At 65.7% G+C, this 16,818-nt stretch carries 15 protein-coding genes; 8 read left to right on the top strand and 7 right to left on the bottom strand.

Annotated elements, in window-relative coordinates:
• Positions 1 to 20 precede the first annotated feature (20 nt).
• From H5T65_05230 to H5T65_05260, 7 genes are all read right to left on the bottom strand, one after another.
• On the bottom strand, positions 21 to 1,073 hold the full coding sequence (locus H5T65_05230) for a hypothetical protein (GenBank protein MBC7258628.1): 1,053 nt from the start codon (positions 1,071 to 1,073) through the stop codon (positions 21 to 23).
• Between the two features lie 31 nt (positions 1,074 to 1,104).
• Positions 1,105 to 2,043, bottom strand: coding sequence for a DMT family transporter (locus H5T65_05235; GenBank protein MBC7258629.1), 939 nt, complete (start codon positions 2,041 to 2,043; stop codon positions 1,105 to 1,107).
• A gap of 20 nt (positions 2,044 to 2,063) precedes the next feature.
• Positions 2,064 to 2,912, bottom strand: coding sequence for a VWA domain-containing protein (locus H5T65_05240; protein MBC7258630.1), 849 nt, complete (start codon positions 2,910 to 2,912; stop codon positions 2,064 to 2,066).
• An 89-nt stretch (positions 2,913 to 3,001) separates the two neighbouring features.
• Entirely contained in the window at positions 3,002 to 4,096 is a 1,095-nt protein-coding gene (locus H5T65_05245) for an ATP-binding protein (GenBank protein ID MBC7258631.1), read from the bottom strand.
• A gap of 77 nt (positions 4,097 to 4,173) precedes the next feature.
• Positions 4,174 to 5,040 carry an alpha/beta hydrolase gene (locus H5T65_05250; GenBank protein MBC7258632.1) on the bottom strand — a complete coding sequence of 289 codons (867 nt, stop codon included), beginning with the start codon at positions 5,038 to 5,040 and terminating at the stop codon, positions 4,174 to 4,176.
• Positions 5,027 to 5,902: a GNAT family N-acetyltransferase gene (locus H5T65_05255; GenBank protein ID MBC7258633.1), complete on the bottom strand. Its 876-nt coding sequence runs from the start codon at positions 5,900 to 5,902 to the stop codon at positions 5,027 to 5,029. The genes H5T65_05250 and H5T65_05255 overlap by 14 nt, the downstream gene beginning before the upstream one ends.
• Before the next feature lie 174 nt (positions 5,903 to 6,076).
• A complete protein-coding gene (locus tag H5T65_05260; GenBank protein MBC7258634.1) occupies positions 6,077 to 7,546 on the bottom strand; it encodes a DUF4139 domain-containing protein in 1,470 nt (489 codons plus the stop codon).
• Between the two features lie 439 nt (positions 7,547 to 7,985).
• On the opposite strand from H5T65_05260, the gene H5T65_05265 reads away from it, so the two are divergent.
• The 8 genes from H5T65_05265 to H5T65_05300 all read left to right on the top strand — a co-directional run bounded on the left by H5T65_05265 (position 7,986) and on the right by H5T65_05300 (position 16,499).
• The gene (locus tag H5T65_05265; GenBank protein ID MBC7258635.1) at positions 7,986 to 8,330 is read left to right on the top strand and encodes a helix-turn-helix transcriptional regulator; all 345 of its coding nucleotides are present in this window, start codon (positions 7,986 to 7,988) and stop codon (positions 8,328 to 8,330) included.
• A gap of 146 nt (positions 8,331 to 8,476) precedes the next feature.
• Positions 8,477 to 9,004, top strand: coding sequence for a Fe-S cluster protein (locus H5T65_05270; protein MBC7258636.1), 528 nt, complete (start codon positions 8,477 to 8,479; stop codon positions 9,002 to 9,004).
• A gap of 140 nt (positions 9,005 to 9,144) precedes the next feature.
• The gene (locus H5T65_05275) at positions 9,145 to 11,046 is read left to right on the top strand and encodes a hypothetical protein (GenBank protein ID MBC7258637.1); all 1,902 of its coding nucleotides are present in this window, start codon (positions 9,145 to 9,147) and stop codon (positions 11,044 to 11,046) included.
• 400 nt (positions 11,047 to 11,446) lie between these two features.
• On the top strand, positions 11,447 to 11,722 hold the full coding sequence (locus tag H5T65_05280) for a hypothetical protein (GenBank protein ID MBC7258638.1): 276 nt from the start codon (positions 11,447 to 11,449) through the stop codon (positions 11,720 to 11,722).
• Between the two features lie 18 nt (positions 11,723 to 11,740).
• Complete coding sequence (locus H5T65_05285; protein MBC7258639.1) at positions 11,741 to 12,508, top strand: metallophosphatase; 768 nt, start codon at positions 11,741 to 11,743, stop codon at positions 12,506 to 12,508.
• A 21-nt stretch (positions 12,509 to 12,529) separates the two neighbouring features.
• The gene (locus H5T65_05290; protein MBC7258640.1) at positions 12,530 to 13,339 is read left to right on the top strand and encodes an EF2563 family selenium-dependent molybdenum hydroxylase system protein; all 810 of its coding nucleotides are present in this window, start codon (positions 12,530 to 12,532) and stop codon (positions 13,337 to 13,339) included.
• Between the two features lie 91 nt (positions 13,340 to 13,430).
• Positions 13,431 to 14,609: a DegT/DnrJ/EryC1/StrS family aminotransferase gene (locus H5T65_05295; GenBank protein ID MBC7258641.1), complete on the top strand. Its 1,179-nt coding sequence runs from the start codon at positions 13,431 to 13,433 to the stop codon at positions 14,607 to 14,609.
• Positions 14,610 to 14,624: 15 nt separating this feature from the next.
• Positions 14,625 to 16,499, top strand: a complete 1,875-nt coding sequence (locus tag H5T65_05300; GenBank protein ID MBC7258642.1) for a polysaccharide biosynthesis protein — start codon at positions 14,625 to 14,627, stop codon at positions 16,497 to 16,499.
• Positions 16,500 to 16,818: the final 319 nt, after the last annotated feature.

Here is a 16,818-nt window from a genome sequence, read left to right on the forward strand (position 1 = left end):
CATCACGGACGGTGCAAGCCCTATGCCGTGGGGCTCGCCGGCTCCGTCAAAAAGTATGGGCGCAGCGCCTCCACGGCGTCGTCCGGCATCGGGTGGCACCGAAGCCGCAGCCAGTAGGAGTAGGGGAGGCGCTTCCAGTACGGGCGAGTGAGCCTGCCTGGCTCCGTGTATTGCCGGATCGCCTGTGGGGCTTCTTCAATGCGCCCTGTCTGCGCCAGCGCCGCCAGGAGCGCCAAGAGCACCGTGGAGTCGGTCAGGCGTTCCTCAAAGGTCGTCCTGATGTATCTCATTACTTCCTCGTCTGCCTGGTTCAGCATAAGGCTGGCCCGCACATAGGCGTAGAGATCCACCTTGGCGTCGTCTTCCTCCCCGGCGTTGCGAACAGATTCCCACATCTTCCTGGCCTCGGCCTCTTTGCCCTGCGCTCGGCGGCGTTCACCCCGATATACCTGCTTGATATGCGGGTCTTGTACGCCCTTCAACAGGGGCTCCAAGTCGTCCCAGTAGCCGCAGGCGGCCAACCATTCGCAAACGCGGAGCGGCGTGGGGGTTCCCAGCCGACCCAATTCTTCGGTATAGCGCGCTACTGCTTTCCGATCGTCCTTTTCCACCGCGATCCCCAGGAGCAGGGCCAGCGCGGCCCCGTGCGCTTCCACGTTTTCGCCTGGGAGCAGGGGCGTCGCCACCTGCAGGGCCTCGGCGTACTCCCCTGCGCCCACCAGTTCGTAGGCCAGCGCCTCACGAACGGACCGGTCGGGATGCTTCAAGAGCAGCGCGCGCAGCGCATCCAGCCCCGCGCTCACGTCGCCGCTGTCAATGCGGTTGAGCGCCTCCTCCCGTATCCAGTCGGGCTCAATGCGCGGCAAGTGCTCTCGGAAGCGGCGTATCGCGTCCAGAGCCTCCGCATTCCGCCCGGCCCAGCGCAGGAGCGCCACATACTCCACAGCCGCCGATTCCAATAGCGTGTTCAGGCTGGGTTTCCGCTCCCGAACCTTCGGGGGGAGAGACAGAAGACGTTCCACCAGCCGCTTGAATTCCGCAATGGACGGCGAGAGGTCTCTTGGATTGATCATTTCCACCGCGCGTTTATGGATGGCTTCGTAACTATCGGGGAGTTCCAAGTCCTTCCTCCGGTCGCTCAGGCGGATCGCCCGAGCGGTGATTTTTCTGGCCCACAATCATGCCCGCCAGAATCATAGCGGAACCCACCCACCCCCGCAAATCCAGCGTCTCGCCGGCGAGGAGCCAGCCGAACATCGCGGCGAAGACCGGCTCCAGCACGAAGATCAGCGCCGCGTGGGTGGCACTCGTCTTGCCCTGCAGGTAGTTCTGCAGGGCAAGGGCGACGGACGTGGCGAGGACGCCGTTGAACGCCACAGCGCCCCACACGGCGCGCGGCAGCGGCGCGAGTTGCTCGCCCGCCAGGGCCGCCACCAGCGCCGAAGCCACCGCCACCACCGCAATCTGCACCTGGGCCAGCGTCAGCGCGGGCATGCGCGGCGCGAAATAGGCGATGAGCACCACCTGCCACGCGAAGGCCACCGCGCACCCTAACACCAGAAGGTCGCCCTTCTCAACCCGCAAATCGCCGCGAAGCGATAAGAGCGCCAGCCCCACGGTGGCCAGGATCAGGCCCACGACGGCATTGCGGCTGGGCTTCTCGCGCATGAGGGGCCAGGCGAACAGGGGCACCAGCGGCACGTACAGCCCCGTGATGAAGCCGGTCTTGCTGGCGGTTGTCCACTGGAGGCCGGCCGTCTGCAACACGTACCCCGCGAACAACGACGCGCCGATGAGCGCGCCAGCAATCCATTCGCGCCGGCCGGCCTTCCGAAGCCCGCGGAACGACAACGGCAGCAGCGCCACCGCCCCCACGCCAAACCGCCACGCCAGGAAGGTCATGACGGGCACCTGGGCCACGACGTCCTTCACGATGACGAACGTCAGCCCCCAGATGAGCGTAACTAGGGCAAGCCCGGCGTCGGCCAGAAGCGCGGAGACCGATAGGCGTGAGTGCGCAGATGTGTGGGATGGCGCGGACATAGGATTCTCCTGGGCGTCGGCTACCTTTCGGAAGCGAGTTCGTCGCGCACCGTCTGGTACAGTTCCTGGGCGCGGAGTTCCTTCAGGGTGTAGCAGGGCCCCCTCAACGCCTCCGCCAGTTCCTGGGTGAGGCCGCGGTCAAACGAGGGGTGTTCCATGTTGATCACGACCGAGCGGATGCCGCTGCGGGCGATGAGTCGGGCCACGCGGAGCGCCTCCTCCTGGGGCGGCAAGCGCGTGAGCGAGACGTTGCCCGCGCCGTCGGTCAGCAGGATCATCAGCGGCATGACCTCCGGGTCTTTGCGGCGCGCCTGCTGGATCACGCGATAGGCCAACACCAGGCCGTGGCTCAATGGGGTCTTGCCACCAACAGGGATGTCTTTCAGCGCTTCCTTCGCCAGTTCCACGCTGGACGTGGGGGCCAGTTCCAGGCGCGCTTCCTCGCGCTGGAACACCACCAGGCCCACTTGGTCGCGGCGCTTGTAGGCGTCGGTGAGCAGGGAGAAGATGGCGCCCTTGGTGGCCTCAATCCGCTCCGAGGCCGCCATGGACCAACTGGCGTCCACAACGAAGAGGATGAGGTTGGCGGCGCGGCGTACCCGCACCTTCTTCTGCCAGTCGGATTTCTTCAACTGGATGCCAGGCTCGGCGGAGTGGGTGCGCGTGCGGTTCAGGGCGGCGTGGCGCAGGGTCGCGTCCAGCGCCAGATCGTCGGGCTTGCCGTTGGCCGGCACGCTTTGCACGTAGCGCCCGCGCTTGCGCCGGGTCTTGGTGAGGCTTCGCTTGCCCGCCGTGCTGCGGGTGAGGCGGTCCAGGGGGGTGCTCAGTCGCCGGGGCTTGAAGACTGGGCCGATGTCCACGGCGAGCATGGCTTCCTGCGCGCCCTTGAATCCCAGCGGGGTGGCGTCGTGGCCTTTCAGGGCGACGCCGCTGCCGCCGACATTAGGCGAGGGCTCCGCTACCTGGTCTTTTTTTTTACGTCCGCTTCGGCATCCAGGCGGCTCGCCTGCTCCTGGGCAAACGCCTCGGCCTGGACTTTCTCCAGTTTGGCCTTCAGTTCCTCAAAGCGGATTTCCTCGTCCTGGAACGGTTGGCGCTTCATGCGGTGCGGCAGGGCCAACTCGGCGGCCATCAGGATGTCCTCCTCGGTGATGTGGTCTCGGCCCGAGAAGGCCGCGTTGGCGATGGCCGTCTTGAGGATGACGATGTCGCTGCGGTGGCCGTCCACCTTCATGGCCGCCGTCAGTTGCGCGATGGTGAAGAGGTCCGTATCGTCATACCTCACGCGAGGCAGGAGCACGCGCGCCCTGGCGATGTCCTCGGAGAGTTTGCGCTCCCTCGGCTCCCACTCGGCGCGGAAGCCCTCGGGGTCGGCGTCAAACTGGATGCGCCGCTCCAGCACCTCCATGCGCTGGCGCGGGTCTGTAAGCCCTTTGATCTCCACGCACAGGGCGAAGCGGTCCAGCAGTTGGGGCCGCAGTTCGCCCTCTTCGGGGTTCATGGTGCCCACGAGGATGAAGCGCGCCGGATGGGAGAAGGAAATCCCCTCGCGCTCCACGTAGTTCACGCCCATGGCCGCCGAGTCCAGCAGCAGGTCCACCACGTGGTCGTCCAGGAGGTTCACCTCGTCCACGTACAGCAGCCCGCGATTGGCCGCCGCCAGGATTCCCGGCTCAAAGCGCTTCTCGCCCGTCTTGAGCGCGTGCTCAATGTCCAGCGTGCCAACGACCCTGTCCTCGGTGGCGCTGACGGGCAGTTCCACCATGCGCGTAACCGCCCTGCCTATGGGCAAGGTCTCGCCCCTCGCCAGCCGCTCGCGGCAGGAGTCGCACATGGCCTCCGGGCTATGCGGGTCGCAGCGGTATATGCAATCGGCGACGACGTCAATCTCGGGCAGGAGGGCAGCCAGCGCGCGCGCTGCCGTGGATTTGGCCGTGCCGCGCTCGCCCCGGATGAGGACGCCGCCGATAAGCGGGTTCACCGCGTTGAGGATCAGCGCCCGCTTCATGGTCTGTTGATCTACGATGGCCGTGAATGGAAATATGGTTCTCATCTGTGCCTGCACCAGAAGGCCTTGAGCCTGTATTCACAATTCATTATATACGGGAATGCGGCGGGGGCAAAATCCCATCACGCCGTGCGAGGCGCAGGCTGCGGCAGGTGCCGGGCCAGGTACTCGGCTATGGCGTTCAGCCCCTCGCGGCTCACCTGCGCATGGGGCGTGTTCGGTAGAAAGAGGTAATCCTTGGGCTCCCGCGCCGCCGCGAAGAATGCCTCGGAGATTTCCTTGGGGATCAGGGCGTCGTCGCCGTTGTGCACGATGAGGATGGGGGCCGACACCTGCCCCACCACATCGGCGGGGAAGCGGCTCCACGTGCCGCCCGTGGAGACGCGCGTCCCCATCAGACGGGCCCACCCGCGCCACAAGGGCACGCTGAACCGCGCCCAGCGGCTGTTGGACAGCGGGGCCGCCGGACAGGCGACGGAGATCACCGCGTCGGCACCCCCGGCCTCGGCGGCGCACACTACGCAAGCGGCCGCGCCCAGCGAAAACCCCATCAGGGCCACGCGGCGGTATCGCAGGGCGCGGGCCAGCCGCACCGCCGCCGCAACATCGCAGGCCACCGGGTCCAGCCCCAGGTCGTAGCGGCCCCCGCTCTCGCCGTGGCCGCGCAGGTCCAGCGCCAACACGTCACAGTCGCGGGCCAGGTATTCGCACGTTTCCACGATTTCGGGGGCGTTCTTGCTGCTGGTGAACCCGTGCGCCACGATGACCACATCCTCATGCCCTGAGGCGTAGAGATCTGCCGCCAGCGCGATTCCCTCGCCATTGTCAAAGCGCAGCCGCACGACCTCGCGCCTCGGCCGGACCCTGGGCCGAACCTTGCGGCGGACGACGACCGGCGCGCTGATGGCCAGGATGCCGCCAAGGAGCCACCATCCCAAGCCCGGCTTGATCGCCCCTCTACGCTGCCAAGTTCCCTCACGATGACTCATCGTCGCCTCCCGATGACATGTGTTTCCGACGGAGCCGAAGCAGCCGCCATGTGCCAACCTCTTGGAATCCGAGCCGCCTGTAGACGCTTCCGGCGCGCGGATTGTCGTAGAACAGGCAGGGCTGAAGCCTCTGGCGCAGCAGGTCGCGGCAAAGGGCGCGCATGCAGGCCGTGGCGTGCCCTCGGTTGCGCCATGCGGGCAGCGTGAACACGCCGCCGATCATGGCCATCTCGGGCGTCTCGGCGTTGGTGAGCGCCGCCGACACGATGCGGCCGCCGTCTTCCGCGACGAAGATCCGCCCGTGGGTCAGCACCCGCCGCAGGCTGACCTCGTCGCGCGACATCTCGCCCGCCTCGGCGTACAGCGCCGCCAGCCCGGGCAGGTCTGGCTCTGTGGCGCGGCGGGCTTGTTGCGCGTGGGGAGCCTCGCTCATCGCCTGCATTACGGCGAAGTGCGAACGGTGGTCTTCGGAAGCCTCATAGTTGCGGATGTGCTCCCAGAGGCGGCTGACAAGGCCGTACTCGCCCGTGATCGCCCTCGCGCCGGCAGGGTGCCGGTCAACCACCGCCGCCATCGCCGCGAAGTCCGCGTCGCCCGCGCCGGCAGGGTGCCGGTCAACCACCGCCGCCATCGCCGCGAAGTCCGCGTCGCCCGCGTCGTACAGCGCCCAGTTGGCGCGGTAGCGCATGAGCACGCCCGCCAGGCGGCCTTGAGCGTCGCACCCCCAATACTCCAAATCAGGCTCGCGTATGCCCATGGTCAGCAGGTTGCCGATGAGAAACAGGTTGTTGCGCGGGTCGCCACGGAGAACGGCAAGGAGTTCGGGCGTGTCCGTGGCGAAGAGTTTGCGGATGGGTCGCATCGCGTGCCTCACGGAACCGGTTTGACCGCACAGATTTTAGCACGCGGGCGCGGGTTTCGCCAATCGCGAGGGCGCGCACAACCCCGCCCATACGCCGAGGCACACAGGCGCGCTGGCTCCGTGTGCCTCGGCAGTCGGCTTGCGAATTGCTGGCGGCTGAATGCTGACCGTCGCCTACCAGCGATACCGCACGGTGTAGGTGATCTTCGCCTCGCCATCCTTGGGCACGTTCACGCGGAACTCCACGCTGCTGGAGTCCAGTTTCGTGTACTCCTGGCTCTTGGCCGTAATCTCCCACTCGCTCCAGCGGAACATGTGCTCCACGACCCGCACCTCCACCGCTTCGCTCTTGTGGTTGCGGACGCTGATCTCAAAACTCTCCTCTATGGTCCGCTCGCCCAGTTGCTTGAAGTCGGTCTGCTTGCGCTCGCCTACGATGTCAAAGGCATCGCCCAGGTACAGGCGCACGCGCTCGTCCTTGGGCGTGTGGTCAATCTCGTCCTCGCCCACGAACTCCGTTCCGCCGCCGGTGTCCTCCTTGTACACGCGGACCCGGCCCTTGGGCAGTGGGACGCCCAGTCCGCCGGCCTGGGAGTTCTTGAACTCCACCAGCACCATGACCTTCTTGTTGCTGGTGGGGCCGTAGGTTGGGTCGGTGATCGGCCCGTAGTAGCGCCAGGAGCCTCCGCCCAGGCCGTCGTACACGAAGATCTTCTCGGCCTTCACGCCCTCGGCGCTCACAAACTCAATCTGCTTGGTCTGCTGCTCCTTCACCGTAACGGGCCGCTGTACCTCGTACAGGTGGTACTCAAAGAACTGGCGTTCGGCCACCTGTTCGGCGGTCGGCGCGGGCGCACCCTTGCGCGCCAGATCGTAAACCATCAGTTCCTGGGCAGGCTGCACGCGATGGATGTCGCCAGCGATGAGTTTCAGCCGCGCGTCCTTGTACGTGGCCCCGCTGCGGTTGTCCACGGTAACCCAGCCGTTCAGGCCCAGAGAGGCGTCGTCGGGAGCCAGGACCACCACGTAGTCGGCCGACCACGTGATGCCGCTCGTCAGGTACGTAACTTCCACATCATGCGCGCCGGCCTTGGCGGCCTCCAACTGCCACAGCAGCGAGGGCTTCGTGATGAGCCCTTCCGGTAGGGCGGGGAATTGGAATTCGCGCACCTGGCTCGCCTTGACGACGGTTACCTTGCCGTCGGTGGCCTGAAGGATGATGTCATCGGCGCCGCTGAGCAACTTGCCCGTGTACACACTGCCGTCGTCGGTAACCAGCGTGATCTGCTGGTCCACGTACTTGCGCAGGAGTTTGGCCGACCCGACCACGTCGTACTCGTAGTTCTGCTCCAACACCGCGGTCCCCTCGGGATCGGTCAGCGAGCGGAAGTGCACCGATGTGGGGTCAATCCCCGCGGCCACATCGGAGAAGCGGACGAAGTTCAGACCTTTCTCCAGGGTCATCTGACGGTGCTCTTTGACCAGCCCCAGGTCCGAGTTGTACACCGTCAACTCCACGCCGGGCGACTCGGCGTGCGCGGGCGTGGGCGAGAGGGACGCCGCCAGGTTGCTTCCCGCGGAGCATGCGGCCAGGGCCAGCGCCGCCACGGCGCCCAGGATGCGGAACCAACGCGCGTATCTCATATTCTCCTCCTTGCGACAGGTTTCTTGCGGTGTGTGCGAGTTTGAGACGCGCCCCGGTGCGCGTTTGTTCCGCCTGGCGTCGGGCCGCACACCTCACCCCCACCCTTGGGCCTTCCCTACCCCGCGGCGGGGAAAATGGTAGGAGCAACCTGCAGGTTGCCCCTACGAGCGAACCGGCGCTCCGCCGGGCTTTGCCCGTTCCACTCGTCGGTGTCGGGTGGCGCACCTCACCCCCGGCCTTCGGCCTCCCCTAGCCCGCGGCGGGGAGAGGGGGAACGAGGGGGTAAGGTTGGTATGCCCGCCGTGCGGGCGGAATGCCCTTCGTGCAGATTCGTGTTATTCGTGGATGACGCTGACGCCAGCCCGACTTGACAAACCCGCGCCTCGGTGTATGCTAATGCACGTGAGCGCACAGGAACACGAGAACGGCTACGCCGCAATGGCGAAACTGCACAAGGTGCTATCTCATCCGGCGCGGCTGCGCATCCTGGAGTTGCTGGCGCAGTGCGGCGAAGCGTGCGTGTGCCATCTCGTCGTGGCCCTGGGGCGGCGCCAGCCCTACGTCTCACAGCAGTTGGCCGTTCTGCGCGACGCGAACCTCATCGCCGAGCGCCGCGACGGCACATTGATCTACTACCGCCTTGCCGACGAGCAGGTGATGGAACTCATCGCCGCAAGCCGTCGCTGGGCAAGGGCCAGGCACGGCGAGCGGGCGCAATTCCCCCCTGTGGAAGAAGGGCCGCTGCCAGGGTGCTCCTGCCCCTCGTGCTCTACGAAGGGATGACGCCCCTTCCCTCTACCCGCGTAATATTCAAAACCGCGCATAGTTGACAGCAGGGCCACGTCGGGTATACTGGATGTGGGATACTGCACCTGCCGCGCAGAGGGATCCACGCTGCGCGCATGACCGCCACCGAGGGAGGATGCACAATGCTGTGCAAAGAGTACGAACTGGAAGTCATTTCGCCGCCGTGCGACCCGGGTTCGGAGCGCTGGAGCGCCTTCGCGCGGCTCCAAGAGGACATCAGCGAGGTCATGCCCTATCTCAACACCATCTGGAAGAACGCCATCTACGACCACGAGAATCGCATCCTGACGATGGTGCGTGGCGGGCGGCGGTACACGCTCCGCCCCCATGAGGTTGCCATCAGCAACCTGGAAGATCGGGAAGAGGCCCAGCGCGTGGCCGAGCGCATCCTGGACGAGATCAACAGGGTGTGGGATCGGCGGCATGAGATCGTGCCTTCCTACGAGAAGCGCCATCAGCCGACGGTGATGGAAATCTACAAACTCTTGCCGGGCGGGAATTGCAAGCAGTGCGGCGATCCCACCTGTTTCGTATTCGCGAGCAAACTGGTGGCGGGCACGACGGACCTGACCCGTTGCGTCCGCATCTACGAGGCCGAATTTGCCGCCCAACGGGAACGCCTGGAGCAGATTCTTGGCCTGGTGGAGTGAGCGCGCTCCGAATTGCAGCAGCGGGAGCGTCGCGCGGTGCGCCGGCATCTTGGGCGACGGCCGTTCGTTAGGGGGAAATCTTGTTTGAGCGGATTCTGTTTCCAACGGACTTCTCCGCGTGCCTGCCCGAATTAGCGCGGATGCGAAAATCGCTCAGAGCATGGATACTGGGGCTGGTGGTCGTCGCGGCGCTGCTGTCGGCGACGGTGCAGGCCCAAGAGCCCAGGGTTCGCGCCGTGCTGTTCTATTCCGATACCTGCCCTCTGTGCCACAAGGTGCTGGAAGAAGTTCTGCCTCCCCTCACGGCCCAGTACGGGGATCGGCTTGAGGTGAGGCGGGTGGAGATCACGCCCGCCGCGAACTACGAACTCCTCCTGCGCATGGAGCAGGTGCACAACGTCCCGCCCGACAAGGGCGCGGTGCCCGAGATGTTCATCGGCGATCGCGTCCTTTTCGGCCTGGACGAGATTCGCGCCCAACTCCCCGCGCTGATTGAGGCGTACCTGGCGGCGGGCGGCGTGGACTGGCCCGAAGGATACGCCGAGCCGCCCGCCACACCCGCCTGGCCCCTGCCCACGGCCCGGCCCACCCCAAAGGCGTGCCACATCTGCGACGAGGGCGATCCCGTGGTCCGGATGTACTTCTTCTGGAGCAGCCTGTGCCCGGAATGCCACCGCGTGCAGGATGAGGTGCTGAAGCCGCTGCAGGAGCGGTATGACCGCCAGTTGGTGGTGGACGCCAGGGACGTGGAGAAGTCGCCCGCCGACTACGACCTGCTCACGGCGCTGGAGCGGCAGTTCGGCACCGGCGAAGGGGCGCTGCCCGTCATCTTCATCGGCGACCACGTGCTCCACGGGGAACAGGCCGCCCGCGAGCAACTGGCCGCGCTGGTGGAATATTACATGAACGAGGGTGGCGTGGACTTCCCGAAACTCACCGGTCCCGCCGCGCCGTCGGGCGCGCCCAGCGGCCAACAGCCGGCCATCCACCTGGCCTACTTCTTCCAGGTGGGCTGCCACGAATGCGACCGCGCCCGCTACGACCTCCAGTATTTGCAGAGCAAGTACCCGCAGTTGCGCATTCACGAATACGACATCCAAGAGCACGCCGCGCTGGCCGAATGGCTGGGCGAACGCAACGGCGTGCCGCTGAACAAGCGCCTCACCGCCCCGGTTGCGTTTGTCGGCTCGGAAGCGCTCCTGGGCGACGGAGTCAACGTCCGCACGCTTGAGGGCGCCATCCAGAAGTACCTCGCTGGCGGAAGCGGGGCCTACTGGGAGGGCCAGCAAGATGTGGCCAGCGCCGCCGAAAGCATCCTCAGCCGGTTCCGATCCTTCGGGGCGCTGACCGTGGCGGCGGCGGGGCTGATAGACGGCCTCAACCCGTGCGCCTTCGCCACCATCGTGTTCTTCATCTCCTACCTTGCGTTCACGGGGCGCAAGGGCCGCGACATTGTTTTTGTGGGTGGGATGTTTACCCTCGGCGTCTTCCTGACCTACCTGGGGGTCGGGGTGGGCTTTCTCAAGTTCCTGGCGAGCCTGCCGTTCTTGCCCGCCATCAGCCGCTATCTGTACGGCTTCACGGCGGCCTTGTGCCTGGCGCTGGCGCTGGGCAGCCTGTACGACTGGTACCAGGCGCGGCGGGGGCGGCCTGAAGAGATGCGCCTGAAACTGCCGACCCGACTGCGGCGCCAGATCAACCGCGTCATCCGCGAGGGTGCGCAAGCCCGCGCCGTCGCCGGCGTGGCCTTCGCCACGGGCATCGTCGTCTCGCTCATTGAACTGGCGTGCACCGGCCAGGTGTACCTGCCCACGATTCTGTTCGTGCTGGGCGTGCCGGCCATGAGGATTCGGGCGCTGGTCTACCTGCTGCTGTACAACGTCGTCTTTGTGGTGCCGCTCGTCGTGGTGTTCCTGCTGGCCTACTGGGGCACATCCTCGGAGCGACTGGGCCAATTCGTGAGTCGGCGCGCCGGCGCAATCAAGTTGGCGACCGCCGGGCTTTTTGCACTCCTGGCGGCGTGGATGATTACCTTCCTGTAGAACACGTAGGCACGAACCTACACGAATGGAGAATAAATGTAGGCACGTAGTTCCCCATTCGCGTGGATTGGCGTTATTCGCGGTTACAGTTTCGTAGGGTGGCTTTCCACAGCCGCGGCAGGTATGGAAACCTGCCCTACGCTCGGTTGCATTGCCTAACCTATTCGCGTGGATTGGCGTTATTCGCGGTTACAGTTTCGTAGGGCGGCTTTCCATAGCCGCGGCAGGGGGCTGCGCTCCGTTCCCCATTCACGTGGATTGGCGTTATTCGCGGTTACAATGGGGAGCATTTTGGGCTGATGGGCAAGCGTGGTATTATATCGTTGCAGCCGGAACCTTTGCCGGCCTGGTGCGAAACTTGGCCGCCCTGGGCAAATGACCTGATTTTGTGAGGTGAGTCGTGGCGAAGAAACGCAAGAAGAAACAGGTCCCCAAGCAGGCTCCGCGCACGGCGCAGGCAGCGAAGAAAGCCGAGCCCAAACCCAAGCCGAAGGCCGGCGAGCGTAGCTCCATTCGGCGGTGGATCGCGCCTGTTGCGCTGGCGCTGGTTGTCGTCGCGGCTCTCATCACCGCCCAGGCCCTCATCCGCCGCAACGCCGCGCGCCCCACAGGCCCCTGGACACTCACCATCCTGCACACCACCGACGTGGAAGGGTACCTGGACCCCTGCGGCTGACGCCCGCCCAAGGGGGGTGTGGCCCGTCGGGCCACCGTCATCAAGGACTACCGCGCCAAGACCCCGTACCTGCTCGTCTTGGACGCGGGCGACGCGCTCTTCGGCCAGCCCGTCTCCGACGTCAGCCAGGGCAAGGCGCTCACCGAGGCGATGGATCTCATGGGATACAACGCCATGGCCATCGGCGAACGCGACACAGGCCATTGGGACGAATTGCTGGCCCGCTCGCGCGAGGCGAAGTTCGCCTTCCTGTCGGCGAACCTGGTTTACGCCAACACCGGCAAGCCGGTCTTCACGCCCTACGTCGTGCAGGACGTCGGCGGGCACAAAGTCGCCATCATCGGCCTGTCTCCGGCCGACGACTCGCTCAAGGCCTTCGCTCCGTCGGACGTTACGGTCAAAGACCCCGTGGAGACCGCCCGCGAGTACGTGAGCAAGGCCCGCGCCGAGAACGTGGATGCCGTCGTCATCCTGTCGCACGCGGGCAACGTGATGGATCGCAAGATCGCAATGGAGGTGGACGGCATCACCGCCATCGTGGGCGGGCACTCCTACGACCTGCTCCAGGAGACGCTGCAACTGAACAACACGGTCATCGGACAGGCGGGCTACGGCGGCGAATGGCTGGGCGAGATCACCGTGGACTTTGACGCCGAAGGCAAAATCGTCTCGGCCAAGGCGGGCGTGATTCCCCTCACGGAGGAGTACGCCGACGATCCGGAACTGGCCGCTTTGGCCGCCCGCTACAACGCCGCGCTCCCGCCGACGCCCACCATCCAGCCGTAGCACCGCAAGGAGGCAGCAGCCATGGCCGTCTTGGGCCGGAACATCGCCGTGGTGGTCAAGGGGGGCGGCGACCTGGCTTCGGGCGTCGCCTGGAGGTTGTGGCAGTGCGGGTTCCAGGTCGTGGTTACGGAAATCCCCGCGCCCACCGTCATCCGCCGCAAAGTTGCCTTCGCGACGGCGGTCTGGGAGGGGGAGACCGTGGTGGACGGCGTGCGGGCGCGACGGGTGGAGGGGCTGGAAGGCGTGAGGCGTGCCTGGGCCGAGGGGGTTCTGCCCGTCGTCGTGGATCCCGAAGCCGCCATCGTGCGCGAACTGCGCCCGGATGTGGTGGTGGACGCCATCCTGGCCAAGCGCAACCTGGGCACGCGCATCACCGACGCGCCGCTGGTCATCGGCCTGGGGCCGGGCTTCACCGCAGGCGAGGACGCCCACGCCGTCGTAGAGACCATGCGCGGGCACACCCTGGGGCGAGTCATCTGGAAGGGCCAGGCCTTGCCCAACACGGGAATCCCCGGCGAAGTGGGGGGCCACTCCGAACTGCGGGTGGTGCGCGCCCCGTGCGCGGGCGAATTCCGCGGCGTTCGCGAAATCGGCGACATGGTGGACGAAGGCGACATCGTCGCGTATGTGGACGCCGAGCCAGTGCGTGTACGGCTGAAGGGCGTCTTGCGCGGGCTGCTCCACGACGGGTTGCAGGTGTTCCCCAACATGAAGGTGGGCGACGTAGACCCGCGCGCCCAGCGCGAACACTGCTTCACCATCTCGGACAAGGCGCTGGCCATCGCGGGCGGCGTGCTGGAGGCTATCCTGCACGCCATGCGCGCAGCCTAACATAATACCCCGTAACCGCGGCGCGTGCTTGACGTTTGGAATAGAGCGGAGTATACTGCACGCACACGATTCTGCGCCTGAAGGAGATGGAATGTCCACGCCTGCGGTATTGGGAGGTGCCCCTCTTTTTGAGTCGCCGGTGCCCTTCATGAGGCCGACGCTGCCCCCGTTCTCCGACGTTGCAGACGAAATCGGCGAAATCTTCCAGACCGGCATGGTAACCAAAGGCAAGTACCTGGCCGCCTTTGAGCGCGCCGTCGCCCAGTATGTGGGAACCGCGCATGCCGTCGGCGTCTCCAGTTGCACCACCGGTCTGACCCTCGCCTACAAGGCCGCCGACCTGACGGGCGAGGTGGTCGTCCCCAGTTTCACCTTCATGGCCACGGTGCATCCCCTGGCGTGGTGCGGGCTGACCCCCGTGTTCGCCGACGTGGACCCCGACACATGGAACCTGGACCCCGCGTCCGCGGAGGCGGCCATCACCCCGAGAACGTCGGCCATCGTCGCCACGCACGTGTTCGGCAACCCCGCCGACGTGGAAGGCCTGGAAGCGGTGGCGCGCCGCGCGGGGGTCAAACTCCTGTTTGACGCCGCCCACGGCTTTGGCGCGCTGTACCGCGGCAAGCCGGTGGGCAGCCATGGCGTGGCCGAGGTCTTCAGTTCCAGCCCCACGAAACTTCTTGTAACGGGCGAGGGGGGCATCGTCGCCACCAACGACGCCGAGATCGCGCGCAGGGTAGAGGTCGGCAGGGAGTACGGCAACCCGGGCAACTACGACACGGAGTTCCCCGGCCTCAACGCCCGCATGCAGGAATTCAGCGCCATCCTGGGCCTCCATTCGCTCCAGATGCTGGAAGACAACGCCCGACGCCGCAATCAACTCGTCCAGATTTATCGGCAGGAGTTGCAGGACATCGGTGGCATTTATTTCCAGAAAGTTGACCCGAGGGATCGCTGCTCGTACAAGGATTTGTCCATCCGCGTCGTGGAGGCCGAGTTCGGCCTTTCGCGCGACATGCTGGTGAAAGCATTGCGGGCCGAAGGGGTGGACACCCGCAACTACTACGACCCTCCCGTTCACCTGCACACGGCGTACCGGCACGTGGGCGAGCGATATCGCGGTCGGCTGCCCGTAACGGAACGCCTCGCAACAGAATGCGTGAGCCTTCCCATCTTCTCGCACATGCTTCCTGAGACGGTGCACCGCATTTGCGAGGCCATTCGCCGTATCCAGCGGCACAGCGCCGCCGTTCGCAAAGCACTGAGTTAGGACGTTTGCAGAAAGATGTGGCTCAGGAATCGGTATTTGATTGTCGCTGATCTGGTTCTGCTGCTGTTTGCGCTTATCCTGAGTTACTTCCTGCGCTTTGACACGTTTACCGCCTGGGACTACTTCCGACGGTGGTGGCCTGTGGCGCCTGCCCTGCTCATCATCTACCCGCTCACGTTCCATCTGTTTGGGCTGTATCGGCGCATGTGGCAGTACGCGGGCAGCCACGAGGCGCTGGCCATCATCGCCGCGGCGGGCATCGCATCGGCGCTGCTGGCAATCCTTATCTACGGCGTCATGCGCCCCCTGAAGATCATCTCCGGCTTTTCCCGGCCCATGCTCATCATTGACTGGCTGCTGAATGTCCTTCTCCTCGGCGGCGTCCGATTCTCCTCCAAGATCGCGTGGGACATCGCGACCAGCCGCAAGGGCAAAATCGGCCAGGGCAGCGCGCCACGCCGAATCCTGATCATCGGCGCGGGCGATGCGGGCGCCATGATCGTCCGCGAGATGCACAATAACCCCGACATCAACATGCTGCCCGTGGGGTTCGTGGACGACGACGAGCGGAAAATCGGCAACTACATCCACGGCGTCAAGGTGTACGGGGCGCGCAAGGACATCCCCGAACTGGCGCGGCGCCTGCATGTGGACGAGGCCCTTATCGCCATGCCCACCGCCCCTGGCAAGGCCATCCGCGAGATTGTGGGCATTTGCGAGAGCGCGGGGCTCCGATTCCGCACGCTGCCCGGCCTGTTTGAACTCCTGAACGGCAAGGTGTGGCTGAGCCAAATCCGCGACGTGCAGTTGGAAGACCTCCTCCGACGCGAGCCGACCAGCGTCAACCTGGAGGAGATCGCCGGTTTCATCTCGGGGGCCACGATCCTCGTTACAGGCGCGGGCGGCTCCATCGGCTCCGAACTGTGCCGCCAAATCGCGCGATTCCGTCCTGGGCGGCTCCTCCTCCTGGGCCACGGCGAGAACAGCATCTACGTCATAGAGCAGGAACTTGCGCGCAAATTCCCCTCACTCGCCCGCGATGTGATCATCGCCGACATCCGCGATGGCAACAAGATTCAGGCGGTCCTTCAACGCTATCGCCCGCAGATCGTGTTCCACTCGGCGGCGCACAAGCACGTGCCTCTGATGGAGCAGAACGTGGACGAGGCGATCACCAACAACGTGCTGGGCACCCGAAACGTGGTGCGGGCTGCGTTGGCCGCCGACGTGCAGCGATTCGTGCTCATCTCCACCGACAAGGCCGTCCGCCCCACGAGCATCATGGGCGCCACCAAGCGCATCGCCGAGATGATCGTGCAGGATGCCGCGATGCGAAGCGGGCGCGCCTTCGTGGCCGTTCGGTTTGGCAACGTGCTGGGCAGTCGCGGCAGCGTGGTTCCCCTGTTCCGCGAGCAGATTGCCGCCGGCGGCCCCATCACCATCACGCACCCGGAGATGACCCGCTTCTTCATGACCATCCCCGAGGCCGTCCAACTCGTGATCCAGGCGGCGTCGCTGGCGACGCCCGGCCAAATCTACGCGCTGGACATGGGCGACCCGGTGCGCATTGTGGATTTGGCGAAAGACCTGGTGGAACTGTCGGGGCTGAAACTGGGGCGCGACATTGAGATCGTGTACACGGGCCTGCGCCCGGGCGAGAAACTCCATGAAGAACTGTTCACGCACGAAGAGCAGCGCACCGCCACCGTGTATGATAAAATCTTCATCGCGCAGTCGGCCCCGGTGGACGGCGACCGCCTGTACCGCATGATTGACCTGCTGGCCGAACACGCGGCACGAATGGACGAAGCGGCCATCCGCAGGACGCTCCGGGAGTTGGTGCCCGACTTCCAGGAGGCCGATGTGCCCCTGCTGGAAGGCGGGGCGTAGACAGCCGGCGGTGGACGCGGTGATACGCACCTCACCCCCTCGGCCGAAGGCCGGGGGCGACGTGTGCCTGTGCCCCGCCCGACGCTAAAGCATCGGGCTGAAGGGGCAAAGCCCTGCGGGGTGCAGGTTCGCTCGTAGGGGCAACCCGCAGGTTGCCCCTACCGCCGCGGGCGAAGGGGAGGCCGAAGGCCGGGGGCGACGTGTGCCTGTGCCCCGCCCGACGCTAAAGCATCGGGCTGAAGGGGCGAAGCCCTGCGGGCTGAAGGTAGGGACGACGCATGCGTCGTCCCTACGCGGTGCGACGCCCCGCGTGGTGATG

This window comes from Chloroflexota bacterium, assembly GCA_014360805.1.
Classification (GTDB): Bacteria; Chloroflexota; Anaerolineae; order DTLA01; family DTLA01; genus DTLA01.

Bases quoted from the DNA above. Each gene is read 5' to 3' on its own strand.
- H5T65_05230 (MBC7258628.1), bottom strand. From the start codon at position 1,073: ATGATCAATCCAAGAGACCTCTCGCCGTCCATTGCGGAATTCAAGCGG.
- H5T65_05235 (MBC7258629.1), bottom strand. From the start codon at position 2,043: ATGTCCGCGCCATCCCACACATCTGCGCACTCACGCCTATCGGTCTCC.
- H5T65_05240 (MBC7258630.1), bottom strand. From the start codon at position 2,912: ATGCTCGCCGTGGACATCGGCCCAGTCTTCAAGCCCCGGCGACTGAGC.
- H5T65_05245 (MBC7258631.1), bottom strand. From the start codon at position 4,096: ATGAGAACCATATTTCCATTCACGGCCATCGTAGATCAACAGACCATG.
- H5T65_05250 (MBC7258632.1), bottom strand. From the start codon at position 5,040: ATGAGTCATCGTGAGGGAACTTGGCAGCGTAGAGGGGCGATCAAGCCG.
- H5T65_05255 (MBC7258633.1), bottom strand. From the start codon at position 5,902: ATGCGACCCATCCGCAAACTCTTCGCCACGGACACGCCCGAACTCCTT.
- H5T65_05260 (MBC7258634.1), bottom strand. From the start codon at position 7,546: ATGAGATACGCGCGTTGGTTCCGCATCCTGGGCGCCGTGGCGGCGCTG.
- H5T65_05265 (MBC7258635.1), top strand. From the start codon at position 7,986: ATGGCGAAACTGCACAAGGTGCTATCTCATCCGGCGCGGCTGCGCATC.
- H5T65_05270 (MBC7258636.1), top strand. From the start codon at position 8,477: ATGCTGTGCAAAGAGTACGAACTGGAAGTCATTTCGCCGCCGTGCGAC.
- H5T65_05275 (MBC7258637.1), top strand. From the start codon at position 9,145: ATGCGAAAATCGCTCAGAGCATGGATACTGGGGCTGGTGGTCGTCGCG.
- H5T65_05290 (MBC7258640.1), top strand. From the start codon at position 12,530: ATGGCCGTCTTGGGCCGGAACATCGCCGTGGTGGTCAAGGGGGGCGGC.
- H5T65_05295 (MBC7258641.1), top strand. From the start codon at position 13,431: ATGTCCACGCCTGCGGTATTGGGAGGTGCCCCTCTTTTTGAGTCGCCG.
- H5T65_05300 (MBC7258642.1), top strand. From the start codon at position 14,625: ATGTGGCTCAGGAATCGGTATTTGATTGTCGCTGATCTGGTTCTGCTG.